The organism is Latilactobacillus sp. (assembly GCF_033176295.1).
In the GTDB taxonomy this organism is placed as follows: Bacteria; Bacillota; Bacilli; order Lactobacillales; family Lactobacillaceae; genus Latilactobacillus; species Latilactobacillus sakei.
Genome location: NZ_JAMQEX010000011.1, coordinates 35592 through 61099, shown reverse-complemented (window position 1 = coordinate 61099; position 25508 = coordinate 35592). Strand labels below are relative to the sequence as shown.

Below are 25508 nucleotides of genomic sequence, written 5' to 3'. Positions count from 1 at the left end.
CTGATTTTTATAGTATAGTCTAATTAGACTATGAATGCAAAAAGAAAAACCAATTTAGATTTAAATTGGTTTTTCTTTTCTCAATTCTTCGTTAAATTCAAATACAAATTATACTGAACCGGTTTTTCTAGAATTAAATTCATTGTAACAACTGGAACTGTCTTGCCTTTTTTATTTCGCATCGATTCTTGACGCAATGACTTCTGATCAATGTTAACAAGCCCTAGATAATAGTAGTCACTACCCTCATCATCACTCTTTTTTACAAATAGTGGCATCTTTAATACGCCAGATGCATTGCCTTGAACCATTGCTTGAACTTCTGGTGAATCTAATTTCCGTGGACTTCGAGTAAACATACGCATTATCTGGCTGTTCAAAAACTCATCTTCATACTTGATACCGTCATCAATGTCTTGTGATTTTGTATAGGTAATAAATAAGGGACAAGTATTGTAGGCTAGTTTGTAGCCATTAACAACTGCTGACAAATCTTTTTCCCATCCCAGGAGTCGACACATATCTTTTCTTGTGTATTTTTTTCCAATCGTTAATGGTTGAGTCTGATCATAATCATCTGCTTTAAATAGCCCTGTTGCTAGCACGTCATCAACTAGGTTATCAAAATTCAGATTACTTTGATAAGCCCGCAAAATTTCCTCATTTAAGTAATACTCATTATTCGATAACATCACGTATGGTTCCATACCATACTTCTTTTGGTTTGCTTTTTGATAGAACTTTAAGTTTAATACTGATAGCATCGAATCTAACGTCTTCTGATCCACTCTAGCGTTTACTTGCTCGAGAGCCTTTTTGAAATCATCAACTGATACTACACCATCTTTTTCAAACAAGAGTTTCAATAATAATAGCTCGTGAATTCGCATCCCATTCAATAACTCTTTAGACAGCATTCTTAATACCGTATCTTCATAACTGTTAAGATGCACATCTTCTTTCATCTTCAACAGGAATTGATAATAGTTGTCATATTTAGCAATCAGCACTGAGCCATCAATCGAACCATGCGTTGTAAAATCAAACAACATCGGCATTCTGCCAAGACGTTTCTTCAAGTCTTGATAATCATCGCGTAACTGCTTCAATTCAGTCAAATTACTATTATTAATCGAATCATATACTCGTTGCTTGGCAACTTCGGTAAAATTGATCGTCGACATTCCGATAATTTGATCCGTACTCAACTTATTACGCAGACTATTCTTATTTCGTGAATGGTCACCCGTCAAAGCAATCGGAATCAAATAATTATTCTTGTAGTTCCCGATAAAATCAATCACCGTCACAAAATCTTTACGTGGAAACTTCCGCAAGCCACGGCCTAGTTGCTGGATAAAGATAATACTGGATTGCGTATTCCGCAACATCACAACTTGATTAATACAAGGAATATCGATCCCTTCGTTAAAAATATCAACTGTCACAATGTATTGATACCGACCAGTTTCAAAGTCTTGAATGACTTGTTCTCGATAATCAACATTATCTTCACCGGTCAAAGCCACTGAAGGATAGCCTTTAGTCGTCATAATCCGCGCCACTTCTTTGGCCTCATCTTTACGACTACAGAAAATTAACCCATGAACCTGATCACCTGAATAACCATAATAGTTTAACTGTTGTTCGACATAATCCATTCGTTCAGAGGAAACCAAGTTCTGTAATGGTGTCTTCTCCTCACCAATTTCGTCGTTTAATTCGTAATCTGTTACACCAATATAATGAAATGGTGCTAACATGTCTTCTTCCAGAGCATCTTGAAGGCGAATTTCGTAGGCTAAATTGTAATCGAACAACTCATAAATATTAAAATCATCCGTTCGTTCAGGTGTCGCAGTCATCCCTAATAAAAACTGTGGCTTAAAGTAATCAATCACCCGATGATAACTGCTAGCACCTGACTTGTGCGCTTCATCAATCATGATATAGTCGAATTCTTCAGGATCAAACTGCGATAATGTACTTTCCTTAGCTAACGTCTGAATCGTCGCAAATAAATACCGCGCCTCTCGCTGGTTTTCATTACCGGATAAGATCCCGTATTCAGACCAATCACCGCCTAAGACCTGGTGAAAACTGGCTTTAGCCTTCTTCAAAATCTGTTCACGATGCACAATAAACAAGAATTTTTTGGGATTTACACGTTTGACATCAAACGCGCCCAAATAAGTTTTCCCGGTCCCGGTTGCCGAAACAATTAATGCTCTTTGATGACCTTCATGTCGCAAGAAATTCAACGACTTCAATGCATCTTTTTGCATATGATTAGGTGTAATCGCAATATAGTCCGCAGACTCTTCAGCGACAGTTTCAATCGGTTCGTTTTTCTGACGATTAAAAACAATCGTTTGATAATCAGCTTCATAATCTGTAATCCACTCCGGCGTTAATGCTGCTGCACGCTGCCATTGCTGTTCGACCTCATTGATAACTTGATCAGTTAACGCCGCATTTTCATACGAAGTAATTCTTAAGTTCCATTCGTAATTACGAATCAACGCGGTTTCGGTCAAGTTCGAGCTCCCAATAATCATGGATTGGTATTCACCCTTATCAAAGATATAGCCCTTAGCATGAAATGAATCCGATTGTTTTAAAACTCGTACTTCAAGATTTGGGATTTTTAATAGTTCTTTAAACACCTTAGGATTGTTAAAACCTAAATAATTAGAAGTTAAAATACGGCCCGTGACGCCTTTTAAGGCGAGGTCCGCTAACTTAGGCTTCAACATCGCTAAGGCCGCTTCGGTAATGAAAGCCACGGCAAAAGTGAAGTGCTGACAAGTCATCAGTTCTTCATCCAAATGCGTCTTAACATGGTCTTCTGCCGTGTTAAATAATAACTTCGGCAGGTATTCGTCCTGAGAAATGTAGCGCTCTTTATCAACCAATCCCGCTAAAGCTGAATTTTGTAATTCAGTCTGTAAATCCGTCATAACTACTCCCTACTTGAACGTTAATTGACTCAAATCTTGTTTTTGAATGGCTTGCATAGCTGCCACATCTGCCGGCGCCCAGGTTAATTGGTCCAATTCAGATTGACGACACCATTTCATCTGGCTGTGCGCCACTAGTCCAAAACTTTCCTTTGTGAACTGCGCATAATAAACCGTTAAATGAACGTTGCCAAAATCGTATTGGTGCACATCAGTTGCAACCGCTGGGCCAACCAAAATATCAGCACCCAACTCTTCTTTTAATTCTCGCACTAAAGCAGCTTCTGGCGCCTCATCCGCTTCGATCTTGCCACCTGGAAATTCCCATAAATCTCCAAGAATCCGATCAGTAGCCCGTTTGGTACATAGAATTTGGTTATCTTTGATGATTGCAGCACCAACGACATAGATATCTTTCATGTTTGAACACTCCTCTAACATCTTTCTTTGTCGCATTGTATCATTTAACTTTATATCCTAATTATTCTTTTTTACATCAAGTACTATTAATTTAGCAAGTATTTGCTGATATAGCTTCTTAAATACTATTAAATACGGAACTAATTCTGCTTCTGATACAAATCTATCTGCCTTATCCCCATGAATAAAATAATCCCGACTATCTCTCATTCTTGTTATTAATTCATCCACCGTTAAATTTGGAATCTCCTGTTGTACAATCTCCGATGAATTATCAAGTAACGCTAGAAAACGCTGTAATTTTTTGTGAGCATTACCAATTGTTTTCCCATTCTTATATTTCGTTTGATTATAATAAGTTTCTATCCCTGAAACCAACGTTATAATAGCAGTGGCAATCGGAATTTTGAACTGATCTACTAATAGAAAAGAGTTTACTAAGTTTTGCAGTTTTTCATCCTCTAAATATTGTTTAAGAATAGTATTAAAATTACTTGAAATACTTGCGTACGGTATTCCTATATCACTAATTATCTCTTTACTTTCTTCCGGTAAGTAGGACTGCTCTATAAACCAATTCTCTCTTTCATCACTTTGAATTAATTCATCTCCGTTAATTCTATTTAAAATAATTCGCGATATTCCAATTCTCTTATTAATAATTATCTGAAACATATTTCTCAGAGCTACTGCAATTTGATAAATATACTGTCGATTCTGTGATTCTTCAAAAAGCAGGCACATTGTTAAGTTCACTGTTTTAATTATAGAATGAATTTCCTGTTTTTGGTTGCCTTCTCCACGTACCAAAATTTTTAATTTTTTCTCTTGAAATATTAGATCATTATATTCAATTGAATTAACTTTTGAGAGATCTTGATTCGGATTATAAACTCTAAACCATGAAAATATATGATCCATATATAACTTAGCCTGATAAACTTCATCGGTTAGCATAAACTGAGAGACCATTTCAAAATCAGTTATTAACCATTTTGTTGTTTCTTCAGAAAAATGATTGTATGCAAAATGCATTTTCGAGTCAACATTAAAAAATTTTCTTAAAATAAACAATCGTGATCCATCCCAGGATGTGGCATACCAATTATTAGTATCTCCATTTGAGATTACCTTATCATTGTTATTATAAGTAATACCATTATTATGTTGATACATCTTTTTTTCTGGTGCATCTGCTAAATCTAAATACGTTGCCCCATGGGATCGCGTCAATTGTCCAGCAATTCTCTTATTAGGATCAACTCCTTTAATACCACTCTCTGTATTCATTAATTCATAACCAACAAATACAGGAAATGAAAAATCATCACGCATTGTAAATTCTACAAAACTTTTATCTTCCAGGATAATAACCTCCTACACCTTATTTATTTTACATCCTATACTAGTAACAATAACTTTATTACTTGAAAGGAATAACTATGAGTAAATATACTTCAGATCAACCAATTACCGAACCCACAAACGATGAATTTAATAGAGCTGTATTTGCTACAGACTTTATTAAAATTATTTCTAACTTTAAAGATACTGAGAGTTATGTTATTGGACTATATGGCAAGTGGGGATCAGGTAAAACTTCCACTATTAATTTAATTTTAAAACAATTAGCTTCTAAAAACGACATATATTCTATTTCTATCAATGCTTGGGCTTTAGGGGGTGATCATGAAATAATTTTATGGGATATTCTCAATCAAATTTCAACGAAACTTACTGATAAAAAGGCAAAAACAAAACGGGCACGTTTTGGTCATTTATTAAAAAAAGTATCAAAAGCCGAACTCCCTTTTGATCTAAGCTCTGAAATTCCGTTAGACAGCAGTACTAAAAACAATATGAATTCTAGCTCTGGTAAAATACTCAATACAGTAAGTTATTTAGGGCAAATACTATCCTCAAGTGATAACATCAGTTTAGCCCGTAATCGAATTGAAAGTTATATTAAAAATAAAAAAATAATTGTATTTATCGATGATTTAGATAGACTACCTGGTAAACAAATAATAAATATTCTTCGATCAATAAATACTATAGCTGGATGTAAGCTGATTACGGTGGAATCAGCTATGTATTGCCAATTGATATTCAATATGTATCCTCTGCAGTTGAAGAACAACTTCCATTCGGGCAAAGCGGTTCGGAATATATTGAAAAGATTATTCAACTTCCTATTGATCTTCCAACACTAACACAAGAAAAAATCGATCACGTTCTGTTTGATAAGATAAATATATTATTAATTGAACATAAAATCACTTTATCTGAAGATGAAATACAACGGTTTCAACGTCTATATTTTGAATTAAATAAATATATCAAATCACCTCGAGATATTAATAAAATCATTAATGTTCTAAGATTTAGAATGCCCATTTCCAATACAGAAATCAATATAGTTGACCTAATAATACTAGAAATAATTAGACTTTTTGATAAACGTTTCTACGAAATTATCAAAACACATCGTGATTTACTCATCAATCATATCCACATTCCGTCAGTTAAATATCGTTTAGATAGCCATAACAAGAAAAGAACCATAGATGCTGATAAATTAGATATTAACTCTGATCAAAAGGAAATACTTCAACAACTGTTTCCTGCATTCGATGCACTTTACACAAACACTAACTTTAGTAATAAAGATACGCTCCGTAAATTAAAGCGTATAGCTGATGAAAATTATTTCGACCTCTTTTTTGCATCACTTGATAGTGAAATAAACGTTTCAAATAAACAAATCTTAGAAATTGTTCAATTATCTGATACTCCTGATAAACTAAATAAGGCACTGTTTAGTACAATAAATACAAATAACTTTGACTTTGCACTACGTCTAATTATAGATAATATTTCGCTAGTTAAAGATACGCTTACACTCTCAACCAACTTGTTAGATTTAGTGGATACTTTTCAAACTAAATATGATTCACCAGGTCTCCAACTTTCCCCGTTCTCTACCCTTCTTCTTAGAATTAACGATATCCTAAGAGGTTCTAATACAAAATTAGCAGACTACATCACCTTGTTAGATCATAACTACCATAAAAAGCGTATTGAAACCTTACCACTACTTATTCGTGAAGTTGATGTTTACTCCGAAAAAAAAGATAGTAAATATCATATTAATTTAACAGAGGACGAACTAGCTGAATATAAAAACATGCACTCGAAATAATTATCTCCCTTTCAGTAAATAATGAAATCACGGTTGCTTCTCATGATACTTCTAACTTCCTATACGCATACTGGGTAAAATATGGCGATAAAACCAATAGTGATAAATATATTAAAAGAAGAGTTAAAACTGCTACTGAAGTTCTAGATTTTATTTCCCAATTTTTAGGAAAAGTTACTACACTTGGTACATCCATCTCTCGTCGGACAGATTTAAATTCATCAACGTATGAATCTATAGATTCATACGTTGATGTGAGTTATTTATATCAAATACTTATATCGGATTCAACATATAACCAATTAATGAACATAAAGCAAAATACAGTTGACTATTTCGACGATATGATAGATGAAAATACGCTATCCGTAGTAGGTAATGAACAATCTGCGGAATTTCGTTTAATTATTGCAAAACAATTTATTTATCTCTATGAACAAAACACCAAATAAAAGCCCTCAAATCATATAAATACTAATTTAAGGGCTTTCCTATCTATTTTATTCTTCTTTCACCATACCTGATGTTATCATATTATCTGTGAAATCTGTTTTAAATAATTTTTATTCTGGGTTAGTTTGATAGTGATTTTGATACCACTGAATTTGATTCTGTAGATTGCTTACCGGTAGCATTCTTAAAAATTAAAGTACCTTTGTACAGTTAAACCAGCGGATTTTCATCCATCGCTGGTAAATATCTGCCTGCCAATCCGGCAATCAGCGTTAAGAAGCCAACGCTAATCAGACCAGCCAAGTGAATCAACTGGCTGGTGGTGTCCGACATTGCGACACTGCCACTGATTTGGGCAATCACGGTCGTCATGTCTTGTTGCCGCATTACGGCTAGGCCCATCAAGCCAATAATCAAGATAAATTGCATGAGGATACTACCGAGATACGTATTCCGATATTTAACGATTAAGGTTTGTGCGGGCGTTGTGACGCCGGTGTAATAAGCGCGGTGATTCAAAAGAATGCTGTTGGCACTGCCAAAGAAACTAATCAATAAGATGCCTAATAAAATTAGATGCGGCGTAATCATCAACCAAGCCCCCACCACAAAACCCAACAGTTGGACTTTTAAATCTGATAACTTCGAAAAGTGCCTTTGTACGCTCTTTCGAATAACTTGGGCTAAAATCATCCCCGCACCGTAAGTGACGTAGCCCCCTATCATCAAGGCCTGATTTTGAATCGCGACAAAAATATAGATCATTAAGATTAATTAGATGGTACCTTAATATTACGCCTGATTTCAAAGAACTGACGTTAAAAGACTAAATTGATTGCACAAAAAAACACCGTAAGTCGTTGAAACGACTTGCGGTGTTTTGATTAGGATTTTATTCCCATTCCACCGTTGATGGTGGCTTGCTCGTAATATCGTACACGATACGGTTGACGTGATCGACTTCGTTAACGATTCGCACAGAAACCTTTTGCAAGATATCCCATGGAATCCGTGAGAAATCGGCTGTCATGCCGTCGATTGAGTTAACAGCACGGATACCAACTGTGTAGTCGTATGTCCGGCCATCACCCATGACACCCACACTACGGATGCCTGGTAAGACTGTAAAGTATTGCCATACGGTTTTATCTAAACCAGCGAGTGCAAATTCTTCACGCAGAATTAAATCACTATCGCGGACAATCTTTAATTTGTCTTCAGTGACTTCACCGAGGACCCGAATCCCAAGGCCAGGACCTGGGAATGGTTGGCGCCATACGAGTTCATATGGCATGCCTAATTTTTCGCCAAGGTCACGAACTTCATCTTTAAATAATGTATTTAAAGGTTCAATTAAGCTAAATTGCATGTCTTCTGGTAAACCACCAACGTTATGATGTGATTTGATGGTTGTCGCAGTACTTGTACCACTTTCAATAATGTCAGTGTATAAAGTCCCTTGCGCTAAGAAGTCAATCCCGTTTAACTTAGTTGCTTCTTCGTCAAACACTTGGATAAATTCGTTACCAATAATCTTCCGTTTCTTTTCTGGATCAGAAACGCCAGCGAGTTTGCTCATGAAACGTTCTTTAGCGTCAACTTGGATGATGTTCAAGCCAAATTTTCCGCCAAGACTTTCCATAACTTGTTCAACTTCGCCTTTTCTAAGTAAGCCGTGATCAACAAAGATGCTGACCAATTGGTCGCCAATTGCGCGGTGTAATAACACCCCAACAACAGATGAATCAACGCCACCTGAAAGACCAAGAAGAACTTTCTTATCACCAACTTGTTCGCGAATCTTTTCGATTTGCATGTCGATGAAATCGTTCATTGTCCAGTTGTCTTGGGCCCCACAGACGCCAAATGCAAAGTTCTTCAAGATATCGTTCCCAAATTCAGTGTTTTGCACTTCAGTATGGAATTGAATCCCGTAAATATGTTTGTCGCGGTTTTCAATGGCTGTAAATGGTGTATTATCACTTTCAGCAACTGTCACGTAACCTTCTGGAATTGCAGTCACTTTATCACCATGACTCATCCACACTGTTTGTTTTTCAGGAAGACCTTTGAATAAGTCACTGTCTTTGTCAGTCACTGTAATTTCAGCCTTACCATATTCACGTTCTGTTGATGCTTCAACATTACCGCCATTTTTGAAACTGATCAACTGCATCCCGTAACAAATACCGAGAATTGGAATCCCTAATTCAAAAATTTCGGGGTCAACTGAAAAGGCACCATCATCGTAAACACTCATTGGGCCGCCAGAGAAAATAATTCCTTTAGGGGCGATCTTCTTGATTTCTGCTGCTGTTGTCGTGTTAGGCAACAATTCAGAGAAAATCCCGAATTCACGGATACGACGTGTAATCAATTGATTATACTGACTACCGTAATCTAAAACGATAATCTTATCGAAATCTTGCATGTCCTTTTGGGCCAAACAACTCACTCCTTTTTTATTAAAGCTGAGTAAAACTTAAATGGTCCTCGTTTCACTCAGCTCGATTAGTAACGCTAAAACTTTTTTATAATGTATCTATTCTACTGATTAATCATGAAAACGTCAATGGATGACAGCCATTCCTGTGAAAAAACTCATTCTATTATCAATATTTTCGTAGAAATACCTTATCAATCAGGTGATGTTTGGTTTTATGCAAAATTAAATCGGCGCGGTTTCTTGTTGGTAAAATATAGTCGTTCAAATTACGTAAATCGATGTCACGCCAGACACGCCGGGCCATCTTAAAGGCGCTGGCGCGATCACTAATCGCATAAGGATAATAATAGTTCGTTGGGTCATACTTTGCGAGATCTAATAAGAGGTCAAATCGTTCTAGGAACCACTTCTCAATTAAACTTGGATTGGCATCCACGTAAACTGAAAAGTCGAAGAAATCACTGACGTAAATTTGTTCAGTTGTCGGTAATTGTAAAACGTTGATCCCTTCGACGATTAAAATATCGGGGTCATCGATGATATCAAACTCATCCGGAATAATGTCGTAGATTTGATGCGAATACTTGGGCGCTTTAACCGGCGCCACGTTATTTTTCACAGCATTCAAGAAGCTGATCAACTGCGGCATATCATAACTTTCGGGGAACCCTTTTTTATCGAGAATCCCTTTTTGCTTCAATTCAGAGGTTGAATATAAAAAGCCATCGGTCGTAATCATTTGAACCGTCTTATCTGGATAGACCCGACTCAGTAATAGCTGTAATAGGCGTGCGGTGGTACTCTTACCGACCGCGACACTACCGGCGATACCAATAATGAACGGGGTTTTATGCGGTTTGATTTCTAAAAATTCAGACTGCTTAATTTGATTTTCTTGGAATTGTTCATACTTCATTTGTAATAAATGACGGAGTGGCACGTAAATGTCACTGACATCCGTTAACGAGATGCGGTCGTTTAAGCCGCTGACTTGCTGTAATTCATCGTCCGTAATGGCGGTGTATTTTTCGCCACGGCCGTGAAAATAACGCCATTCTTCTCGCGAGATTTCATAATAGTTCATCTCGTTTTTCATGCTTTAATCCTCCCAGGGCTTAACTAACTGCTAAACGGTTACATTTTACCATAATTAACACAAAAAAAGGCACTCACCAAGCAATTTGATGAGTCCCTCTAGTCGTATTATTTTGTTAATGTATATTTTTCTGGATCGACGTTATCAATCAGTGGTGAGAGTGCGTCAGTGGCTAACAAGGTCAAGCGATGCATTGCTCTTGAACAAATCGTGTAGAGCAATTGCCGTTGATCTTCATGATTGTAGTTGGCGGCACTGATTTGCCAGCCAATAATGGCATCGAATTCCAAACCTTTAGCTAAGAAACTTGGGACCACTAATGTCCCGGCTGCTAAACGTTGGTTTTCGGAACGAATCAAGGTGACTTTGGTTCCCGTTTCCTTGAGCATCTTCGTCAATTCTTGGGCTTGCACCAATGTCTTGGTAATAATCGCCGTCGATAATTCATCCGCTTCATTTGCGGCTAATTGGCGGTTAACATCAGCCACTAACTCAGCTTCTGATTGGCGCACAATCAAGTTTGGTTTATCGCCAACTCGGTTGAAGGCTTCGATGGCTTGGCCACCTTTTAATAAGCCCTTGGTAAAGTCGGTCACTTGTTGCGTTGACCGATATGAACGCGTTAATTGCACCACTTTTGTATTTTGGGCATCAAATAATTGTTGCACTTGTTGCAAGAGATTTGTGCTGTTACCCTTAGTGAAAATCGCTTGGTTCAAATCGCCCAATAATGTGAAGCGCGCCTTAGGGAAGTGGAGCTTCAAGAAGGCCAATTCATAAGGCGTGTAATCTTGAATTTCATCGATGAAGACAAAACGCATATCACGTTCACCTTTTTTACCCGTCATCAAATCGTAGAGGTGAAGATAAGGTGTGACATCTTGCAACGTCATCTGCTTAGCCTTCAATTGTGCGACAAAATGCGTGACGTGGTCTTGCCATTGCTCTTCTGTAATATCAAAATCGGCTAACTTCACAAGTTGTGGCACAACCCGTAAGAAGTGAATATATTGCGCCTGGATGCTTAAGAAGCGATTGCGTTGAATAGACCGGCGAACGGGTTTGAACGCTTCTAGCACGATCTGCTTAGCAATAAACTTGCTTTCAGCATCGCCCGTCTTGAAATCTTTACCAGACATCAATTCGCGAATTTCTTCATCACTCATATTCTCGGCTTGTTCAGTCACCCAGTCGGCCTTGGTTTCGTGATCAACCTTGTGGCTCAATGTCCGCAACAAACTTTCTTTAGTGGCATCTAATCGATTGCCGAGATGGTAGTTTTCATTAAACCGGTAATAAACCTCGCTGATGTGTTCCTTAGTAATTAAGACGCGGCCCTTGACCTTCATATCGCGGAAGCGCATGTCGGCTTTTTCAAGATGTGCAGCGTACTTTTTAACAGCCTTATAAAAGACGAGACTTTCTTTCAAGCGACTAATCCGGCCATCGGTTTCGTTAACTGGTGTTTCGAATTGATCAAAGAGGCTCTGGACCGCCATGTTTGGTAACCGGCGTGCCACATATTGGAAGTAAGTCATTTGAATCATATTTTGTTCGCCCAATTCAGGCAACACATCTGCGATGTAGTCGTTGAATAATTGGTTAGGCGAGAACATGATCACTTGGCTCGAATCTAAATTCCCCCGATAGCGATAGAGTAAAAACGCAATGCGTTGCAAGATAGCTGACGTTTTCCCTGAGCCAGCTGCCCCTTGAACGAATAACAAATCAGCATCGGTATTACGGATAATCTGATTTTGTTCACGTTGAATCGTCGTCACGATACTCTTCATCTGTGTATCAGATTTTTCACCTAACACTTCTAATAACATTTGATCGCCAATCGTTTCTTGCGTATCAAATAAGGCCTTAATTTGGCCATCTTCAATCAAAAATTGACGCTTAAGTGAGATATTCACATCTTGCGGACCGTCTGGTGTTTGGTACGTCACAGCGCCCGTCTTACCTTCATAGTAAATTGATGAAATTGGTGCCCGCCAATCATAAATTAAGAAATGATCGTCGGTATCTGTAAATGAGCCTAACCCGATATAAATTGATTCGGATTTAGGTTCACCCTTTTCTTGAAAATCAACACGGGCAAAGTATGGCGTCTTTTCCATCTTTTGCAAGGTTTCCAATTGCCGTGAAGATTGTTGCCACGAGTGATTGCGTTCTTGTAGCATTTGCCGCTGCTGTTCAATCGAAACGGCGGTTTCAGTCATCGCGGAATCGTTATTGAAGTTAAGGCGAACGTCGTTGAAGAAGTTCTCGTTAATTTCTTTTTCTTCCGATTTTGCGCGCTTAACAGCCCCTTCAAAATGGGTCTCAGCTTTTTTAATTAAACCAATAATTTCTGTTAATCGGCTTTGTTCCAATGATTTCTGTACGTCAGTCAAAGCAAATGCCTCCCTATTTTAAATAAATAGCCCTACCAGTTTAACACTTAATTCACATGAGTGCGAGTCAATCGGCCTACTGGCTATTGTCAGCTATAAACCAGCATAAAAGCCGGCTGCAGCCACCAAAAGCCCCAGGCCATAGGTCAAAAGCCAATAACCAAAGAAGATGTGATACCGGCGTCGGAACCACAATTGGCTCAACTCACTATTTAAGGTTGAAAAGGTCGTATACCCGCCAAGCACACCGACGCCTAAAAAGAGCGTCACCGGCTGACTTAATTGAGATGCGGTCAACCAGCCCAGACAAAAGCTCCCGGTTAGATTGATTAAAAAGGTCATCAGTGGGAATTCACTAGCGATGTGATTCCCAATTCGCGTCAATTGATACCGCAAAATGGCCCCCAGCGCTGCCCCCAAACCAACTAATAAAATAGTCATTGTGAGACCTCCTGTTCTTCAGGGTTGTGTGTCAATTTAACCGCCCAGTAATCCGCTAGTAAACTCAACAAGACGCCCCCGACCATGCTGATCCCGACATACCAAGCAAAGGCTGACCATTGTTGCTGATTTACCAATCGAATGGCATCAACACTAAAGCTCGAAAACGTTGTGAAAGCACCGAAAAAGCCAGTCCCAATTGCCAAGGCTAATTGGTCACTCAAATGTAAGCGTGCCACGATATAGCGCATCAAAAATGGTAGGCAAAACGCCCCAATTAAATTGACGCACAAAGTCCCATACGGAAACCCAGTTGGCTGATTCAATACCAATCCGATTAAATAACGCAAGATACCACCGAAAAAAGCAAAGCTGCCAACGGCTAAACTCTCTTTTATTTTCATAATCGTGACCTGACCTCTTCTTGTTTTTATTCCTTCCATACTAACCAAGTTTAGTCGAATTGTAAATTGACCTTTAATTTTTAAAGTATCTAGTGTATCCTCTTAAACAACTTTGTATTTCGAAAGGATTCAAGTCATGACTAACCTTGCACTTGTCATCGTTTTATTAGCGGCTTTAATGACGCCGCTTCTGATGGCTAAATTTAAAATGTCCTATCTGCCCACCGCCGTCGCCGAAATTATCGTCGGCATTATTTTAGGGACGAGTGGCTTCCATTTAATCGTCTCCACCCCGACTTTAACGGAACTCTCAACGCTGGGCGTGACCGTTTTGATTTTCTTAAGTGGGATGGAAATCGATTTTGACCTCTTTAAAAAACAACCCACACCAACTGATCCCCAACTAAAAGTCCAACCGAGTCCTGTCAGATTAGCGATTACCAGTTTTGCCTTTATCTTACTGATCTCATTTGGTTTAAGTGGCTTGCTCGCTTGGAGTGGCCTCTTTAAAGATATTGGTCTGGCAACCATCCTCTTTTCAACGATTGCCCTCGGTGTCGTAATTGCCGCGCTCAAGGAAAAGGAACTGCTTAGCCAACCACTCGGCCAAACGATTCTCTTGATTGCGGTGTTGGGCGAAATTATTCCGTTGGTCGCATTGACGGTTTATTCATCCCTCAATAACCCCGGTTCGAAAAGTCTCTGGCTCCTATCATTAATTTTCGTTGCTGCGATTTATTTGTTAGTCCGCTTCAAAGGCGTCTATCATTTCTTCGCCCGGATTGATAAATCCACCACGCAACTCGACATCCGTTTGGCTTTCTTCTTAATCATTACACTCGTGTCAATTGCTGAAGAAGTCGGCGCCGAAAGTATTTTAGGGGCCTTCTTAGCCGGAATGGTCATGAAATTATTACGGCCACGCGAAGAAACAACCGATAAGTTAACCTCCATCGGTTACGGCTTTTTCATCCCAATCTTTTTCATCATGACCGGTGCTAAGTTAAATTTACCAGCGCTCTTAGCAGACCGTAAATCGTTGTCGTTAATCCCCTTTTTCTTCATCGGTTTTATGCTCTCCAAAGCAGCTACCTACTGGGTTTTAAAACGGCGCTTTAAACAAACTAATGCGATTGCAGGTACTTTTTTAAGTGCGACAACAATTACGTTGGTCTTGCCCATTTTAACGGTGGGTCTAAACTTAAAAACCATTACCGAACAACAATCCGGGGCCTTCACCTTGGCTGCCATTTTAAGTTGTATCCTCGGTCCAATCCTATTCAATCGCTTCTATCAACCAACACCCGAAGATTTACCGCGCAAACGCGTTAAGTTTATCGGCGCCAACATTATGACGATTCCCATTACCCAACAACTATCAAACGGGCTTTATACCACGCAACTCTTCACTGATAACCAAGGTAATTACGAAATCTACCACAGCGCCGCTGATCTGACCTTACTACCGGATCTCAGCGAGGACAGCCTTGTGACATCCGGTGCTTTTGATGCTGATATTATCATTCTCGGTTATCTAAACCATGAACAAAATTATCGCCTCGCCCAACTAGCACTTGACGCTAAGGTTCCCCGGATTATCGCCCGGTTTGAAGCAAAGGATATCTTAGATGAAAAATACGATCAGCTCAAAGAACAAGGCGTTGAAGTCTTCAATACTTACGAAGCCAATATTAGCCTACTGCGGAGTTTAATTGAAACGCCATCGACACTTCAAATCATCGACAATACCGATGCCGGCCTCTTCGAAGTGACCGTTCAAAACCGACGCTTCACCGGCTTACAGATTTCCAACTTGCCATTTGTGGACCAAGTTACCATTAGCCGAATTTACCGCAATCAGGAACTGATTATGCCACACGGTGACACGCAAATTCACTTGAACGATCACTTGATTTTAACCGGTAACAAAAAAGCTGTACCAGCGATTAGACGGCAATTAGAAACCCGCAACTAATCCTTGTTAACACTCGCACATTTCCTTTAATAGGTTTATAATGAAACTATCATAATTAAAGGATGGTGCAGATATGAAACAAGGAACAACGATCCTCACATTGGATAATGGTTATCATTTGTGGACGAACACGCAAGGAACAGGCGATATTCACTTACTTTGCTTACACGGTGGCCCTGGTGGCAATCACGAATACTGGGAAAACTTCGGTAAGGAATTAGCTGATCTTGGTGTGCAAGTACACATGTACGACCAACTTGGTTCATTTTATTCTGATCAACCTGATTACTCAAAACCAGGCAATGACCAACTATTAACTTACGATTACTTCCTAGACGAAGTTGAAGAAGTCCGTCAAAAACTCGGCATCGATAACTTCTACTTAATCGGCCAATCATGGGGTGGCGCATTAGTTCAAATGTACGCTGCTAAATACGGCCAACACTTGAAGGGTGCCATTATCTCAAGTATGGTCGATGAAATCGACGAATATGTAACCAACATCAACAAAATTCGCGAAGACATCATGACGCCTGAACAATTAAAATTCATGCAAGACTGTGAAGCTAAGAACGATTACGATAACGACGAATACCAAGCACTTGTTGACAAGTTAAACGCTGGTTACGTTGATCGCAAACAACCATTAGCTATCTCACATTTAATCCCAACAATGGCAACAGACGTTTATGGCGTCTTCCAAGGCGACAACGAATTCGTTGTGACTGGTAAATTGAAGGACTGGCACTTCCGTGACCAACTCCACAAGATTACTGTCCCAACATTAATCACATTTGGCGAACACGAAACAATGCCAATCGCAACAGCTAAGATCATGGCTGAAAAGATTCCACATTCACGTTTGGTCACAACACCAAATGGTGGTCATCATCACATGATTGACAACGCCCCAGTATACTTCGACCACTTGAAGACATTCATCAAGGACGTAGAAAGTGGCAACTTCAAAGACTAGAGTGCTGACTGGCGTGCTTAGTAATTGAGCATTAATACAAAAATCCCATTAATCCGGTTTTAGGATTAATGGGATTTTTAGATTAAGCGGAAATTATTACGCCAGGAAGCACGTTTAGAGTGCTAACTCGAACGTTTTGGCTTTGAGGATTAACAGAAAAATGGTAATGATGGTGTTTTTCAACCATCATTATCATTTTTTAGTTAACCGGAAAAGGTAGTTCGAGAAGCACGTTTAAAGTGCGTTTGAAACGGATAGCTTCTGAGCATTAACACCCAAAAAAGCACCTAGGATTTGGTGATAATCCACAGCAGTCATTGCCTAGCGGATTTTCATCATAGCTTAGGTGCTTTTTACTTTTTAAATTAGGCTTGTTGCTGTGCTTTTTTTGAAAGGTAGTTATAAAAACAATCCGTACTTTTGAAAAGCGGCATTAGTTCCTGATTAATTTCGCCAATCATTTCTTTAAATAAAGCTTCAAAATCATCTTCCAGCTCTTCAGTTAACTGTTCACCTAATGGTGTTAGACAAATAAAAACTTTCCGTTGATCTTCAATATCGCTCCGCTTTTTAGTAATCAATTTCTTTTTATAGAGGACATTGACCTTGCGCGAAATCGCCGGACTCGTAATATCAAACATCCGGGACAGCTTTGTCACTTCAATACTAGGGATTCGCTTTAGTTCTCGCATAATCAAATATTGGTCGTAACTAAGATCATGGCTTACCGTAATATGATTAATTTTATGATAGATTTGACCAATTTTAAGGTACCATTCATTAAACTGATCTACACTGATTGCAGTGCTTACTTTGTTTGCCATTCAAAATCATCCCTTTTTATTAATGTTGTTAAAAATATACTTTTGTAAAATACAATATTAGTAATAAGTTATCATATATATTCCAACTTTTAAAGATATACGCTCATTCGTTAAATTAATAATCCTGATATTAGAGATAACTTTGTTTCATGTGAAAATGAAGCGCTATCTATGCTAGAATAGAATTAATTAAAGCTTTCGATGGAGGTCATTACATGAAACGCATTACACTCTACTTAGTTCGTCACGGACAAACTTTCTTCAACCGCTACAACCGGATGCAAGGCTGGTCCGATTCACCCCTTACCGAAAAAGGCATCGCAGACGCTGAACTAGCCGGCAAACAACTTTCAAAGGTTAACTTCGCCCAGGCTTACTCAAGTGATCGCAGTCGCGCGATGGATACGGCTAAGATTATTCTTAAAAAGAGTTTCTACCTCGACACACCCTATACAATCACCCCTCATTTCCGCGAAGAATTCTACGGTTACTATGAAGGTGAAGATTCAGCGAAAGCTTGGTACATGACTGGCGCTAGCCACGACGCTAAAACTTTCAAAGAAATCATTACGAAGTACTCACTCGATGCTTCAAAAGACTTCATGAAAGAAGCTGATCCTTTTAACGACGCTGAAAATGCGGCCGAATATTGGGCCCGCGTTGGTAAAGGCTTCAAACAAATCCGCTCAGAATGTTCAGATGGCGACAATGTCTTGATGGTCAGTCATGGCACAACCATTCGCAGTATCGTCGGTAAATTTGGCAATGGTCAATTTGACGTGACGGTCAGCCCAATGAACGGCAGTATCACAAAAGTGGTCCTCACTGATGAAGGCGTCACTGTTCAAAGTTATAATGAATTAACCCTTTAAAATATCAAAAGAAGCGCTGAAGACCAATTTGGTTTTCAGCGCTTCTTTTATTAGTGTTGATATAAATTAACGACTGATTGTCTGATGACCATTTCTGGATCAACAATTTTTTGTTCAACGTCTGATTGCTCGCCTTCAACAATCGCCATTAATTTAGCGACACCCATTTCGATGATTTGGGCAGTCGGTTTTTTAATTGTCGTCAATGACGGCGTAATAAATTTGGCATATGCCATATCATCAAACCCGATAAATGAGATATCGCGTGGAATCTGATAACCAAGTTCAACACAGGCGCTAATCGCACCAACCGCCATATCATCATTCTCACAAATAACACAGGACGGAATATTACCACTCGCCAGAATCTCCCGCATCAATTCATGGCCACTCTCTGGTCGGTAATCGCCGACTTTAATTAGTGTCGGGTCAACTGCAATGCCATTCGCCTCAACAGCTTGCATGAACCCATTAGTCCGCTGGACGGATGATTCGAACGAATCAACGCCCCGGATCAACGCTAGCTTACGGTGGCCCATTTGAATCGCATAATTAGTGGCCAACTCCCCACCTAATCGATCGCCAATCGCATAATTATTAATATCATTCCGCTCAATCACCCTGTTCAAAACAACTAACGGTAAACCCAGATTATGCACATATTCAATAAAATCATAATCAGATTTAGACTGACTAATAACGATAATCCCGTCGTAGTTATTAATTGAAATATACTGCCCTGCCATCGCTTTGGCGACACTATTAATCGAAAGCGAATAACTCTTGGGCAATACCGCTTGCGCTTGGGCCACAACATCCGTCATAAAGCTATTAGAAGTCCCTGTTTCAAGGTTGGTAAAGAAAATCCCAATCATATAAGACCGATTTGTCACTAGACTCTTCGCGTTAATATTAGGCACATAGCCGATCTCCTTGGCGATCGCTAAAATTTTCTCCTTCGTGGCTGGTTTTACCAGCTCACTATCATTCAGTGCTCGTGAAACCGTCATATGCGAGACGTTTGCAAGTTGTGCAATCGTTCGAATCGTGACGGTTGTCTTATCAGCCTTTTTCACGCCGCATGCTTCCTTTCTGTACGCTCTTAGAACATTGTACCAGAAATCATTGCGCACGCTGAATATAAAAAAGAAGCCGCGATAATTCATCGCAGGCTTCTTCCATTTATTTTAAAAAAAGTCGAAATAATCGTGCGCATTATTATAGGCAATATTTTGAACAACACGCCCTAATTCTGCAGCATCGTTTGGCACACGACCTTGTTCTACCAAGCGGCCATAGAAGCTACATAAAACACGTCTGAAGTATTCGTGGCGTGGATATGATAGGAAACTCCGGGAATCCGTCAACATCCCAACAAAGTGTGGTAGGAGGCTCTGTTGCGCGAAGACTTGTAACTGTTGGGTCATTCCTTCGGCGGTATCATTGAACCACCAGCCGGCACCCAATTGTAATTTTTGCGTTGTCCCACCTTGGAAACAGCCCATCATGGTTGCCAATTCTAACCAATCATTACTGTTTAGTGAGTAGAAAATTGACTTAGGCACGTCTTCAGTTTGTTGCATCTTCGTGTAGAGTGCGCTGATATGTTTAACAATGTCAGGTTGTGTCCCGACAGCATCATAACCCGTGTCAGGACCAATTTTAGCGAACATTGGGCGGTTTAAATCACGATCAGAATTGATATGGAATTGCATCGTCCAGTTGAATTGCGTATTGAGTTTCATCAATGCTTCTAACAACATCGTCAAATATTGGTTAATTTCGTGTTCACTGAGTGCAGCGTTATTAATCCCTTTAGCAACAATCGCATCCAATTCCGCTTGAGTCGCTTCTTCAAAATGGTAAGTCAATAGCGAATGATCCGATAAGCGCCCGCCCATTTCGTTGAAAAATTCGAACCGTTGCGTCAAAGCTGTTACAATCGTTGCAAAATCATGAATCTCAACCCCAGCTACTTTTCCAAGGGTCTTCAAGTAACCACCAAAACCGTCACGATCAATTTGCATCAATTGATCAGGGCGCATTGCTGGTAACGTCTTAAAGCCGTTGGCAGCTTCTTCCGGTTTTAATAACTGATGGTAGTGTAAGTCAGAAGCAGGATCATCAGTTGTGCAGACCACTTGTACATTTGAATTTTTTATCAATTGACGTGGTTTGAAGTCGTCTGTTTGTAAGAGTTGGTTAGCCTTTTCCCAGATACGGGGTGCTGATTCCGCTGTTAAACGTTCATCGATGTGGAAAAAGCGGCGTAATTCCAAATGCGTCCATTCGTAAAGTGGATTACCGTAGGCATTTTCGATTGTCTTAGCCCATTCGATAAATTTTAAATAATCATCGCCATCACCGGTGATATATTTTTCATCAACACCGTTGGCACGCATTAAACGCCACTTGTAGTGATCGCCGTACGTCCCTTCGTTCAACCAGATGCGAGTGATGTTGGTATAGTTCTTATTTTGATAGATTTCTGAAGGGTTCAAATGGCAGTGAAAGTCAATAATCGGCATTTGCGCTGCATAATCGTGGTATAACATCTTGGCCATGTCATTGTCTAAGAGAAAATCATCATCTAATAATTGCATATCTTAACGCTCCTTCATCGTCATGTTATCGTTAACATTTAATGCGAAATAAAAAAGAAAAACCGCGCGTCTTTTCTTCAACATCAACAATATAGCGCTTTCATAAGCGATTGTCAATCCTTCTTCCAATCCAAAAAAGGCCTGTCAAGCGCTTTGAACTGCGCTTAACAGGCCTTTTTTATTTATTCCCCAAATTTAGTTTCTTTTAAAACAATTCCGCGATATAGCCACGTTGTCACCACATAGTACACGGCATATAACACGATGAAAATACCGAACGGAATCCAAATTTGATTATATGGATCGATCATTAATTCTTTGAACATTTGTAAGCCGAACAAGACGTGCACGACACCAACAATCCCTGGTAATAGGAATAATGCGCCGATTTCTTTGGCAATTGATTGCTTCAAAAGGCTTTGACGAACGCCAATTTTAGCCAACATCGTATAGCGTTTCACGTCACTAGCCGCACCCGATAAAATTTTGAACATTAGGCAACTAGCTAACATTGCTAAGAAAGCAATCCCTAAGAAGAAGCCCATGAATTCAAGGCCACTGAAAACGCCGTTAGCCATCTTATAGCTGACATACTTACTACTATCAGCTTCTGGGTTAGCCTTCAACTCTGGATTGGCTTTGAGTTGTTCTTGATATAACTTCTTAATGACAGGTAAGTTAGCGCTAAAGTCTTGCACATCGTAGGTTTTAACAACCTTGGTTGGTGCTACAATTTGTGCAAAGGCCTCATTAGAAATGAGTTTAACTGCTTTAGCCGTTTGACTTGGTACTTGAATTGATCTGAAGAGATAGGTATCCCCTGTTTGAAGTTCGCTCAATGGCACTTTGCGGACCTTCGTTTCAGAAGAAACACTACCTGTCTTACCGTATTCGATAGTTAATAGCGGCGTTTGTTTAAACTGCTCTGTTCGGTAATAAACGGTTTTGCCATCTTCTTTCACTTGATACGTCGCCGTTTGTTTAATCCCCTTGAGATTTTTAGTCAGCGTCAAAGCCTTTTGTGTTGGTTGATTTAAGACCACATCATAGGCAGATGCCGAGTCAGCAATCTTGGGAATTTCATTTTGATAACCAATTCCGACCGTAATCGCCCCTAATGCAAGTGCAAAAAGCATTGCCACTAAAGCCAACATTTTTGTGTAATCCTTAATTCGGAAACTCAATTGCGCTAACGTGAAGTTATTTAAACCCTTATTCCGCAACTTTTCATTGCGTTTTAAGAGCATCAATAACCAACCGAAAAAGGCGTTAAATAGGAAGTACGTACCTAATACAATCGTGATCAGTGCAATCACTAATCCCATAATTTGGAATTTTGCGATTGCAATCATCATGTAATAACCAACTGCTAAGAATACGAGGCCTAAAACGATTTGAATTAAGCGCGTAACTTTATTTTCCTTAATGCGGTTTGGTTGTTGATCATCATGGAGTAATTGTAAGACAGGTGTTTTCAATAATTGATATTGGTTAACAACCGCCGCAATGATGAATAAAACGATGAAGAAAATCAAGGTGGTAATCACCGCTGGTAAGTAGAGTGGTGAGAAATGCTTGATATGCATGTCTAATCGAGAAAGTAAGAATTGGCTCACAACTTGCGTTAACCCAATCCCAATCGCCGTCCCAATTAACGTGGCAGCCGTCCCAATGACGAGCGTTTCAGCTGCAATCAATTGGGCAATCTTGCGCCCTTTGGCACCCAACATCATGAACATCCCGTAATCACGGCGCCGCATACTCATCAAGAAACTATTGGCGTAGATAATGTAGACCAGTGTGATAATGCCGAGTAAGACGGAACCAATTTGGAAGACAATCGCTGCCATGCCAATTGGGGAATTACTCGTCACAAAATCCTTATTAGTCGCTAATGCTTCGAACATGTAAAAAATGGCACTCGACATAATTAGGCCCGAAAAAAGGACTAAATAGTCTTTAAACCGGCCTTTAATGCCGGTTAATGATAATTTCCATAGCATATTTAGTCTTCCTCCTAGTGATTAAATGTTCCTAATGTATCTAAAACTTCTTGGTAAAAGGCTTCACGTGTTTTGTCACCACGCACTAATTCTTGTCCAATTTGACCGTCTTTGATGAAGAGAATCCGTTGGCAATAACTTGCTGAGAATGGATCATGAGTCACCAATAAGATTGAAACGCGTTGTTCTTCGTTTAATTGGGCCATTGTATCCAATAATTCACGGGCGCTCTTAGAATCAAGCGCACCAGTTGGTTCGTCCCCAAAAAGAATGGCTGGATTATGCACTAAAGCCCGGGCAGCAGCCACTCGTTGCTTTTGTCCACCTGATAATTCGGTTGGGTACTTATTCAAAATCGCATCAATTGATAACGTTTTGGCAATTGTTGTAATTTTTTCGCGGACCTTTTTACCAGTCACGTTTTGGAGCGTTAATGGTAATGCCATATTTTCGTAAGCTGTTAAATTTTCAAGTAAGTTAAAATCTTGGAACATAAAGCCGATTTCTTGAGCTCTAAAGTCAGCTAATGCATTGCCTTTTAAGCGGCTAATTTCTTGATCGTTAATCTTCACTTCACCGGCGGTTGGTTTATCTAAAGTTGATAGGATATTTAAAAGCGTTGTTTTCCCTGAACCAGAAGCACCCATAATGCCGACGAATTCGCCACGTTGCACATCAAAGGTCACGCCTTTTAAAGCTGTATATTGTTTTTCGTTAGCTTTACCGTACGTTTTTTGTACATCTTTTACGCTAACAACTGTTGGTGTATCCATAGTTAAATGCCTCCAAATTTCATTAATACAACTAGTATATCGGATTAAATAACTTATCGCCTGTTTTTAAAATGACAATTCGCTAGATTAAAATAACAAGTTTGTAAGGTTCACTTTTTAAAAATTTCATGTGAAACATCAAAAAAATTTTGTCTTCCTAATTATCTTTGACTATAATAGAAACATTGCTATTTTCAGAAAAGGGGTATTTTTGTAATGGATGAAATTGAACCAAAAAAGAAATACATTACCTGGCAAGTCCTCGCTTTAATGGATTTTGTCACGGTAATTGGCTTCGATGATATTATTTATAACTTTCAAAACCAAGGGATGGCGGTTGTCTTCTCATGGATCGTGCTATTATTCGCTTATGTCTTACCTTATGAATTAATGGTTGGCCACTTAGGCTCAGCTTTCAGTAAAGATGGCGGTGGTTTATCCAGTTGGATGCGCCATACCAGTGGGGATGTTTGGGGTTACCTCACTGCTTGGTGTTACTGGGTTGCCAGTTTGCCTTACTTAGTCGATGTTGCCAACTCAATGGTCGTTTCCTTCTTCTGGATTATCATGGGGAACGGTAATATTGAAGATAAGTTGTCACGGGCGACATTTGCACTCTTAACAGCCGCTATCACAATCCTATTCATCTTCTTCCAACATAAATTTACAGCGTCACTGCAAATCCTCAGTATTGTTGGGGGTGGCGCAATGTTTATCATGACGATTTTATTCGTTCTCATGACATTTGCCGGCCTATTTAACGGCGCCCCTATCGCCACACAACCAATGAACTGGCATACTTTTATTCCTAAATTCGATTTACATTACTTCTCAACCATCGGCCTTTTAATTTTCGCCATGAACGGTGCCGAATTAGTCGCACCATATGTCAGCGAAATGAAAGATGGCAAAAAAGATTTCCCTAAAGCCATGATGGCCCTCGCTTTAATGACAGCCTTCTTAACAATCTTCGGTTCATTTGCGATTGGTGTCTTCTTTGATGCCAACCACTTACCTAATGATTTAAAAATGAACGGTTCTTACTACGCGTTCTTAGCGCTAGGTCAACAATTCCATATGGGCAAAGTCTTGCTCTACATCTTCGCCGTTACACAAGCCATCTACATGGGCGCGCAACTCGCGATGTTACTCGATGGTGGGACCCGAATCTTCTTATCTGATACTGCTAAGAAGTTCTTACCTAAAGCCCTCACAAAGACTAACAAACAAGGCTTACCAATCAACGGTTACTGGTTAACCACTGGGATCTGTACTTTCGTGCTGGCTTCAAGTGCCTTCTTACCCGCCATCAACGATATCTTTAATTGGTTGTTGAATATCAACGGTATCGTCTCACCATTTGTTACTTGCTTCATCTTCGTCGCCTTCTTACGGGTCCGCTTCAACAGCAACAAATACCCATCAGAATATACGTACATTAAAAACAAACCTTGGGCGATTATTGTTGGTTTCTGGTGCTTGCTTATCACCGCATTAGGGACAATCTTCAGTATCTTCCCACAGGATGCCACACCAGGCACTTCTAAATACACCCACGAATTGATCTTAAACGTCGTGGTTTCCGTTTCATTAATGGGCTTAGGGGTCATCCTCCCATTAATCGCTAAGTATCAACGAAAAAAAACAGCTTAAATAAAAAC

The 25508-nt window shown here is 39.4% G+C and carries 20 protein-coding genes; 6 read left to right on the top strand and 14 right to left on the bottom strand.

What is annotated here, in order from left to right; all coding sequences use genetic code 11:
* Positions 1–80 precede the first annotated feature (80 nt).
* The 3 genes from NDN60_RS06710 to NDN60_RS06700 are packed head-to-tail and all read right to left on the bottom strand — an operon-like array spanning position 81 to position 4715.
* Positions 81–2960 carry a DUF3427 domain-containing protein gene (locus NDN60_RS06710; protein ID WP_099947190.1) on the bottom strand — a complete coding sequence of 960 codons (2880 nt, stop codon included), beginning with the start codon at positions 2958–2960 and terminating at the stop codon, positions 81–83.
* Positions 2961–2969: 9 nt separating this feature from the next.
* Positions 2970–3380, bottom strand: coding sequence for a (deoxy)nucleoside triphosphate pyrophosphohydrolase (locus tag NDN60_RS06705; RefSeq protein ID WP_096585680.1), 411 nt, complete (start codon positions 3378–3380; stop codon positions 2970–2972).
* A gap of 57 nt (positions 3381–3437) precedes the next feature.
* Entirely contained in the window at positions 3438–4715 is a 1278-nt protein-coding gene (locus NDN60_RS06700) for a hypothetical protein (RefSeq protein ID WP_099947189.1), read from the bottom strand.
* A gap of 107 nt (positions 4716–4822) precedes the next feature.
* Here NDN60_RS06700 and NDN60_RS06695 point away from each other — a divergent pair, with 107 nt between their 5' ends.
* Both NDN60_RS06695 and NDN60_RS06690 read left to right on the top strand, forming a co-directional pair.
* A complete protein-coding gene (locus tag NDN60_RS06695; RefSeq protein WP_112261004.1) occupies positions 4823–5593 on the top strand; it encodes a KAP family P-loop NTPase fold protein in 771 nt (256 codons plus the stop codon).
* On the top strand, positions 5476–6582 hold the full coding sequence (locus NDN60_RS06690) for a P-loop NTPase fold protein (RefSeq protein WP_099947187.1): 1107 nt from the start codon (positions 5476–5478) through the stop codon (positions 6580–6582). The genes NDN60_RS06695 and NDN60_RS06690 overlap by 118 nt, the downstream gene beginning before the upstream one ends.
* A 663-nt stretch (positions 6583–7245) precedes the next feature.
* Here NDN60_RS06690 and NDN60_RS06685 read toward each other — a convergent pair.
* The 6 genes from NDN60_RS06685 to crcB form a co-directional block, all read right to left on the bottom strand.
* Positions 7246–7800: a hypothetical protein gene (locus NDN60_RS06685; RefSeq protein WP_099947186.1), complete on the bottom strand. Its 555-nt coding sequence runs from the start codon at positions 7798–7800 to the stop codon at positions 7246–7248.
* A 127-nt stretch (positions 7801–7927) separates the two neighbouring features.
* Positions 7928–9466, bottom strand: coding sequence for a glutamine-hydrolyzing GMP synthase (gene guaA, locus NDN60_RS06680; RefSeq protein ID WP_172952568.1), 1539 nt, complete (start codon positions 9464–9466; stop codon positions 7928–7930).
* A 181-nt stretch (positions 9467–9647) separates the two neighbouring features.
* Positions 9648–10577 carry a type I pantothenate kinase gene (coaA, locus tag NDN60_RS06675; protein ID WP_099947592.1) on the bottom strand — a complete coding sequence of 310 codons (930 nt, stop codon included), beginning with the start codon at positions 10575–10577 and terminating at the stop codon, positions 9648–9650.
* Positions 10578–10684: 107 nt separating this feature from the next.
* Positions 10685–12976, bottom strand: coding sequence for an RNA polymerase recycling motor HelD (gene helD / locus NDN60_RS06670; RefSeq protein WP_011373848.1), 2292 nt, complete (start codon positions 12974–12976; stop codon positions 10685–10687).
* Positions 12977–13069: 93 nt separating this feature from the next.
* On the bottom strand, positions 13070–13417 hold the full coding sequence (locus NDN60_RS06665) for a fluoride efflux transporter FluC (protein WP_056948605.1): 348 nt from the start codon (positions 13415–13417) through the stop codon (positions 13070–13072).
* On the bottom strand, positions 13414–13821 hold the full coding sequence (gene crcB / locus NDN60_RS06660) for a fluoride efflux transporter CrcB (RefSeq protein ID WP_011373846.1): 408 nt from the start codon (positions 13819–13821) through the stop codon (positions 13414–13416). The genes NDN60_RS06665 and crcB overlap by 4 nt, the downstream gene beginning before the upstream one ends.
* 136 nt (positions 13822–13957) lie before the next feature.
* Between crcB and NDN60_RS06655 the strand changes: the two genes are divergently transcribed.
* Positions 13958–15796: a cation:proton antiporter family protein gene (locus NDN60_RS06655; RefSeq protein ID WP_056948603.1), complete on the top strand. Its 1839-nt coding sequence runs from the start codon at positions 13958–13960 to the stop codon at positions 15794–15796.
* A gap of 73 nt (positions 15797–15869) precedes the next feature.
* On the top strand, positions 15870–16772 hold the full coding sequence (locus NDN60_RS06650) for a proline-specific peptidase family protein (protein WP_011373844.1): 903 nt from the start codon (positions 15870–15872) through the stop codon (positions 16770–16772).
* 365 nt (positions 16773–17137) lie between these two features.
* On the opposite strand, the gene NDN60_RS06645 is transcribed toward NDN60_RS06650, so the two are convergent.
* The gene (locus NDN60_RS06645) at positions 17138–17596 is read right to left on the bottom strand and encodes a MarR family winged helix-turn-helix transcriptional regulator (RefSeq protein WP_099947184.1); all 459 of its coding nucleotides are present in this window, start codon (positions 17594–17596) and stop codon (positions 17138–17140) included.
* A gap of 215 nt (positions 17597–17811) precedes the next feature.
* Between NDN60_RS06645 and NDN60_RS06640 the strand changes: the two genes are divergently transcribed.
* Positions 17812–18468 (top strand): histidine phosphatase family protein, encoded by a 657-nt coding sequence (locus NDN60_RS06640; protein WP_011373842.1) that lies wholly within the window; start codon positions 17812–17814, stop codon positions 18466–18468.
* Positions 18469–18518: 50 nt separating this feature from the next.
* On the opposite strand, the gene NDN60_RS06635 is transcribed toward NDN60_RS06640, so the two are convergent.
* The 4 genes from NDN60_RS06635 to NDN60_RS06620 form a co-directional block, all read right to left on the bottom strand.
* Positions 18519–19544 carry a LacI family DNA-binding transcriptional regulator gene (locus NDN60_RS06635; protein WP_076632329.1) on the bottom strand — a complete coding sequence of 342 codons (1026 nt, stop codon included), beginning with the start codon at positions 19542–19544 and terminating at the stop codon, positions 18519–18521.
* Between the two features lie 111 nt (positions 19545–19655).
* Entirely contained in the window at positions 19656–21071 is a 1416-nt protein-coding gene (gene uxaC, locus NDN60_RS06630; protein ID WP_099947183.1) for a glucuronate isomerase, read from the bottom strand.
* A gap of 182 nt (positions 21072–21253) precedes the next feature.
* Positions 21254–23074 (bottom strand): FtsX-like permease family protein, encoded by a 1821-nt coding sequence (locus tag NDN60_RS06625; protein ID WP_056948599.1) that lies wholly within the window; start codon positions 23072–23074, stop codon positions 21254–21256.
* Between the two features lie 14 nt (positions 23075–23088).
* Positions 23089–23847 carry an ABC transporter ATP-binding protein gene (locus NDN60_RS06620; RefSeq protein WP_025016148.1) on the bottom strand — a complete coding sequence of 253 codons (759 nt, stop codon included), beginning with the start codon at positions 23845–23847 and terminating at the stop codon, positions 23089–23091.
* Between the two features lie 216 nt (positions 23848–24063).
* Between NDN60_RS06620 and NDN60_RS06615 the strand changes: the two genes are divergently transcribed.
* Entirely contained in the window at positions 24064–25500 is a 1437-nt protein-coding gene (locus NDN60_RS06615) for an APC family permease (protein ID WP_076632325.1), read from the top strand.
* Positions 25501–25508: the final 8 nt, after the last annotated feature.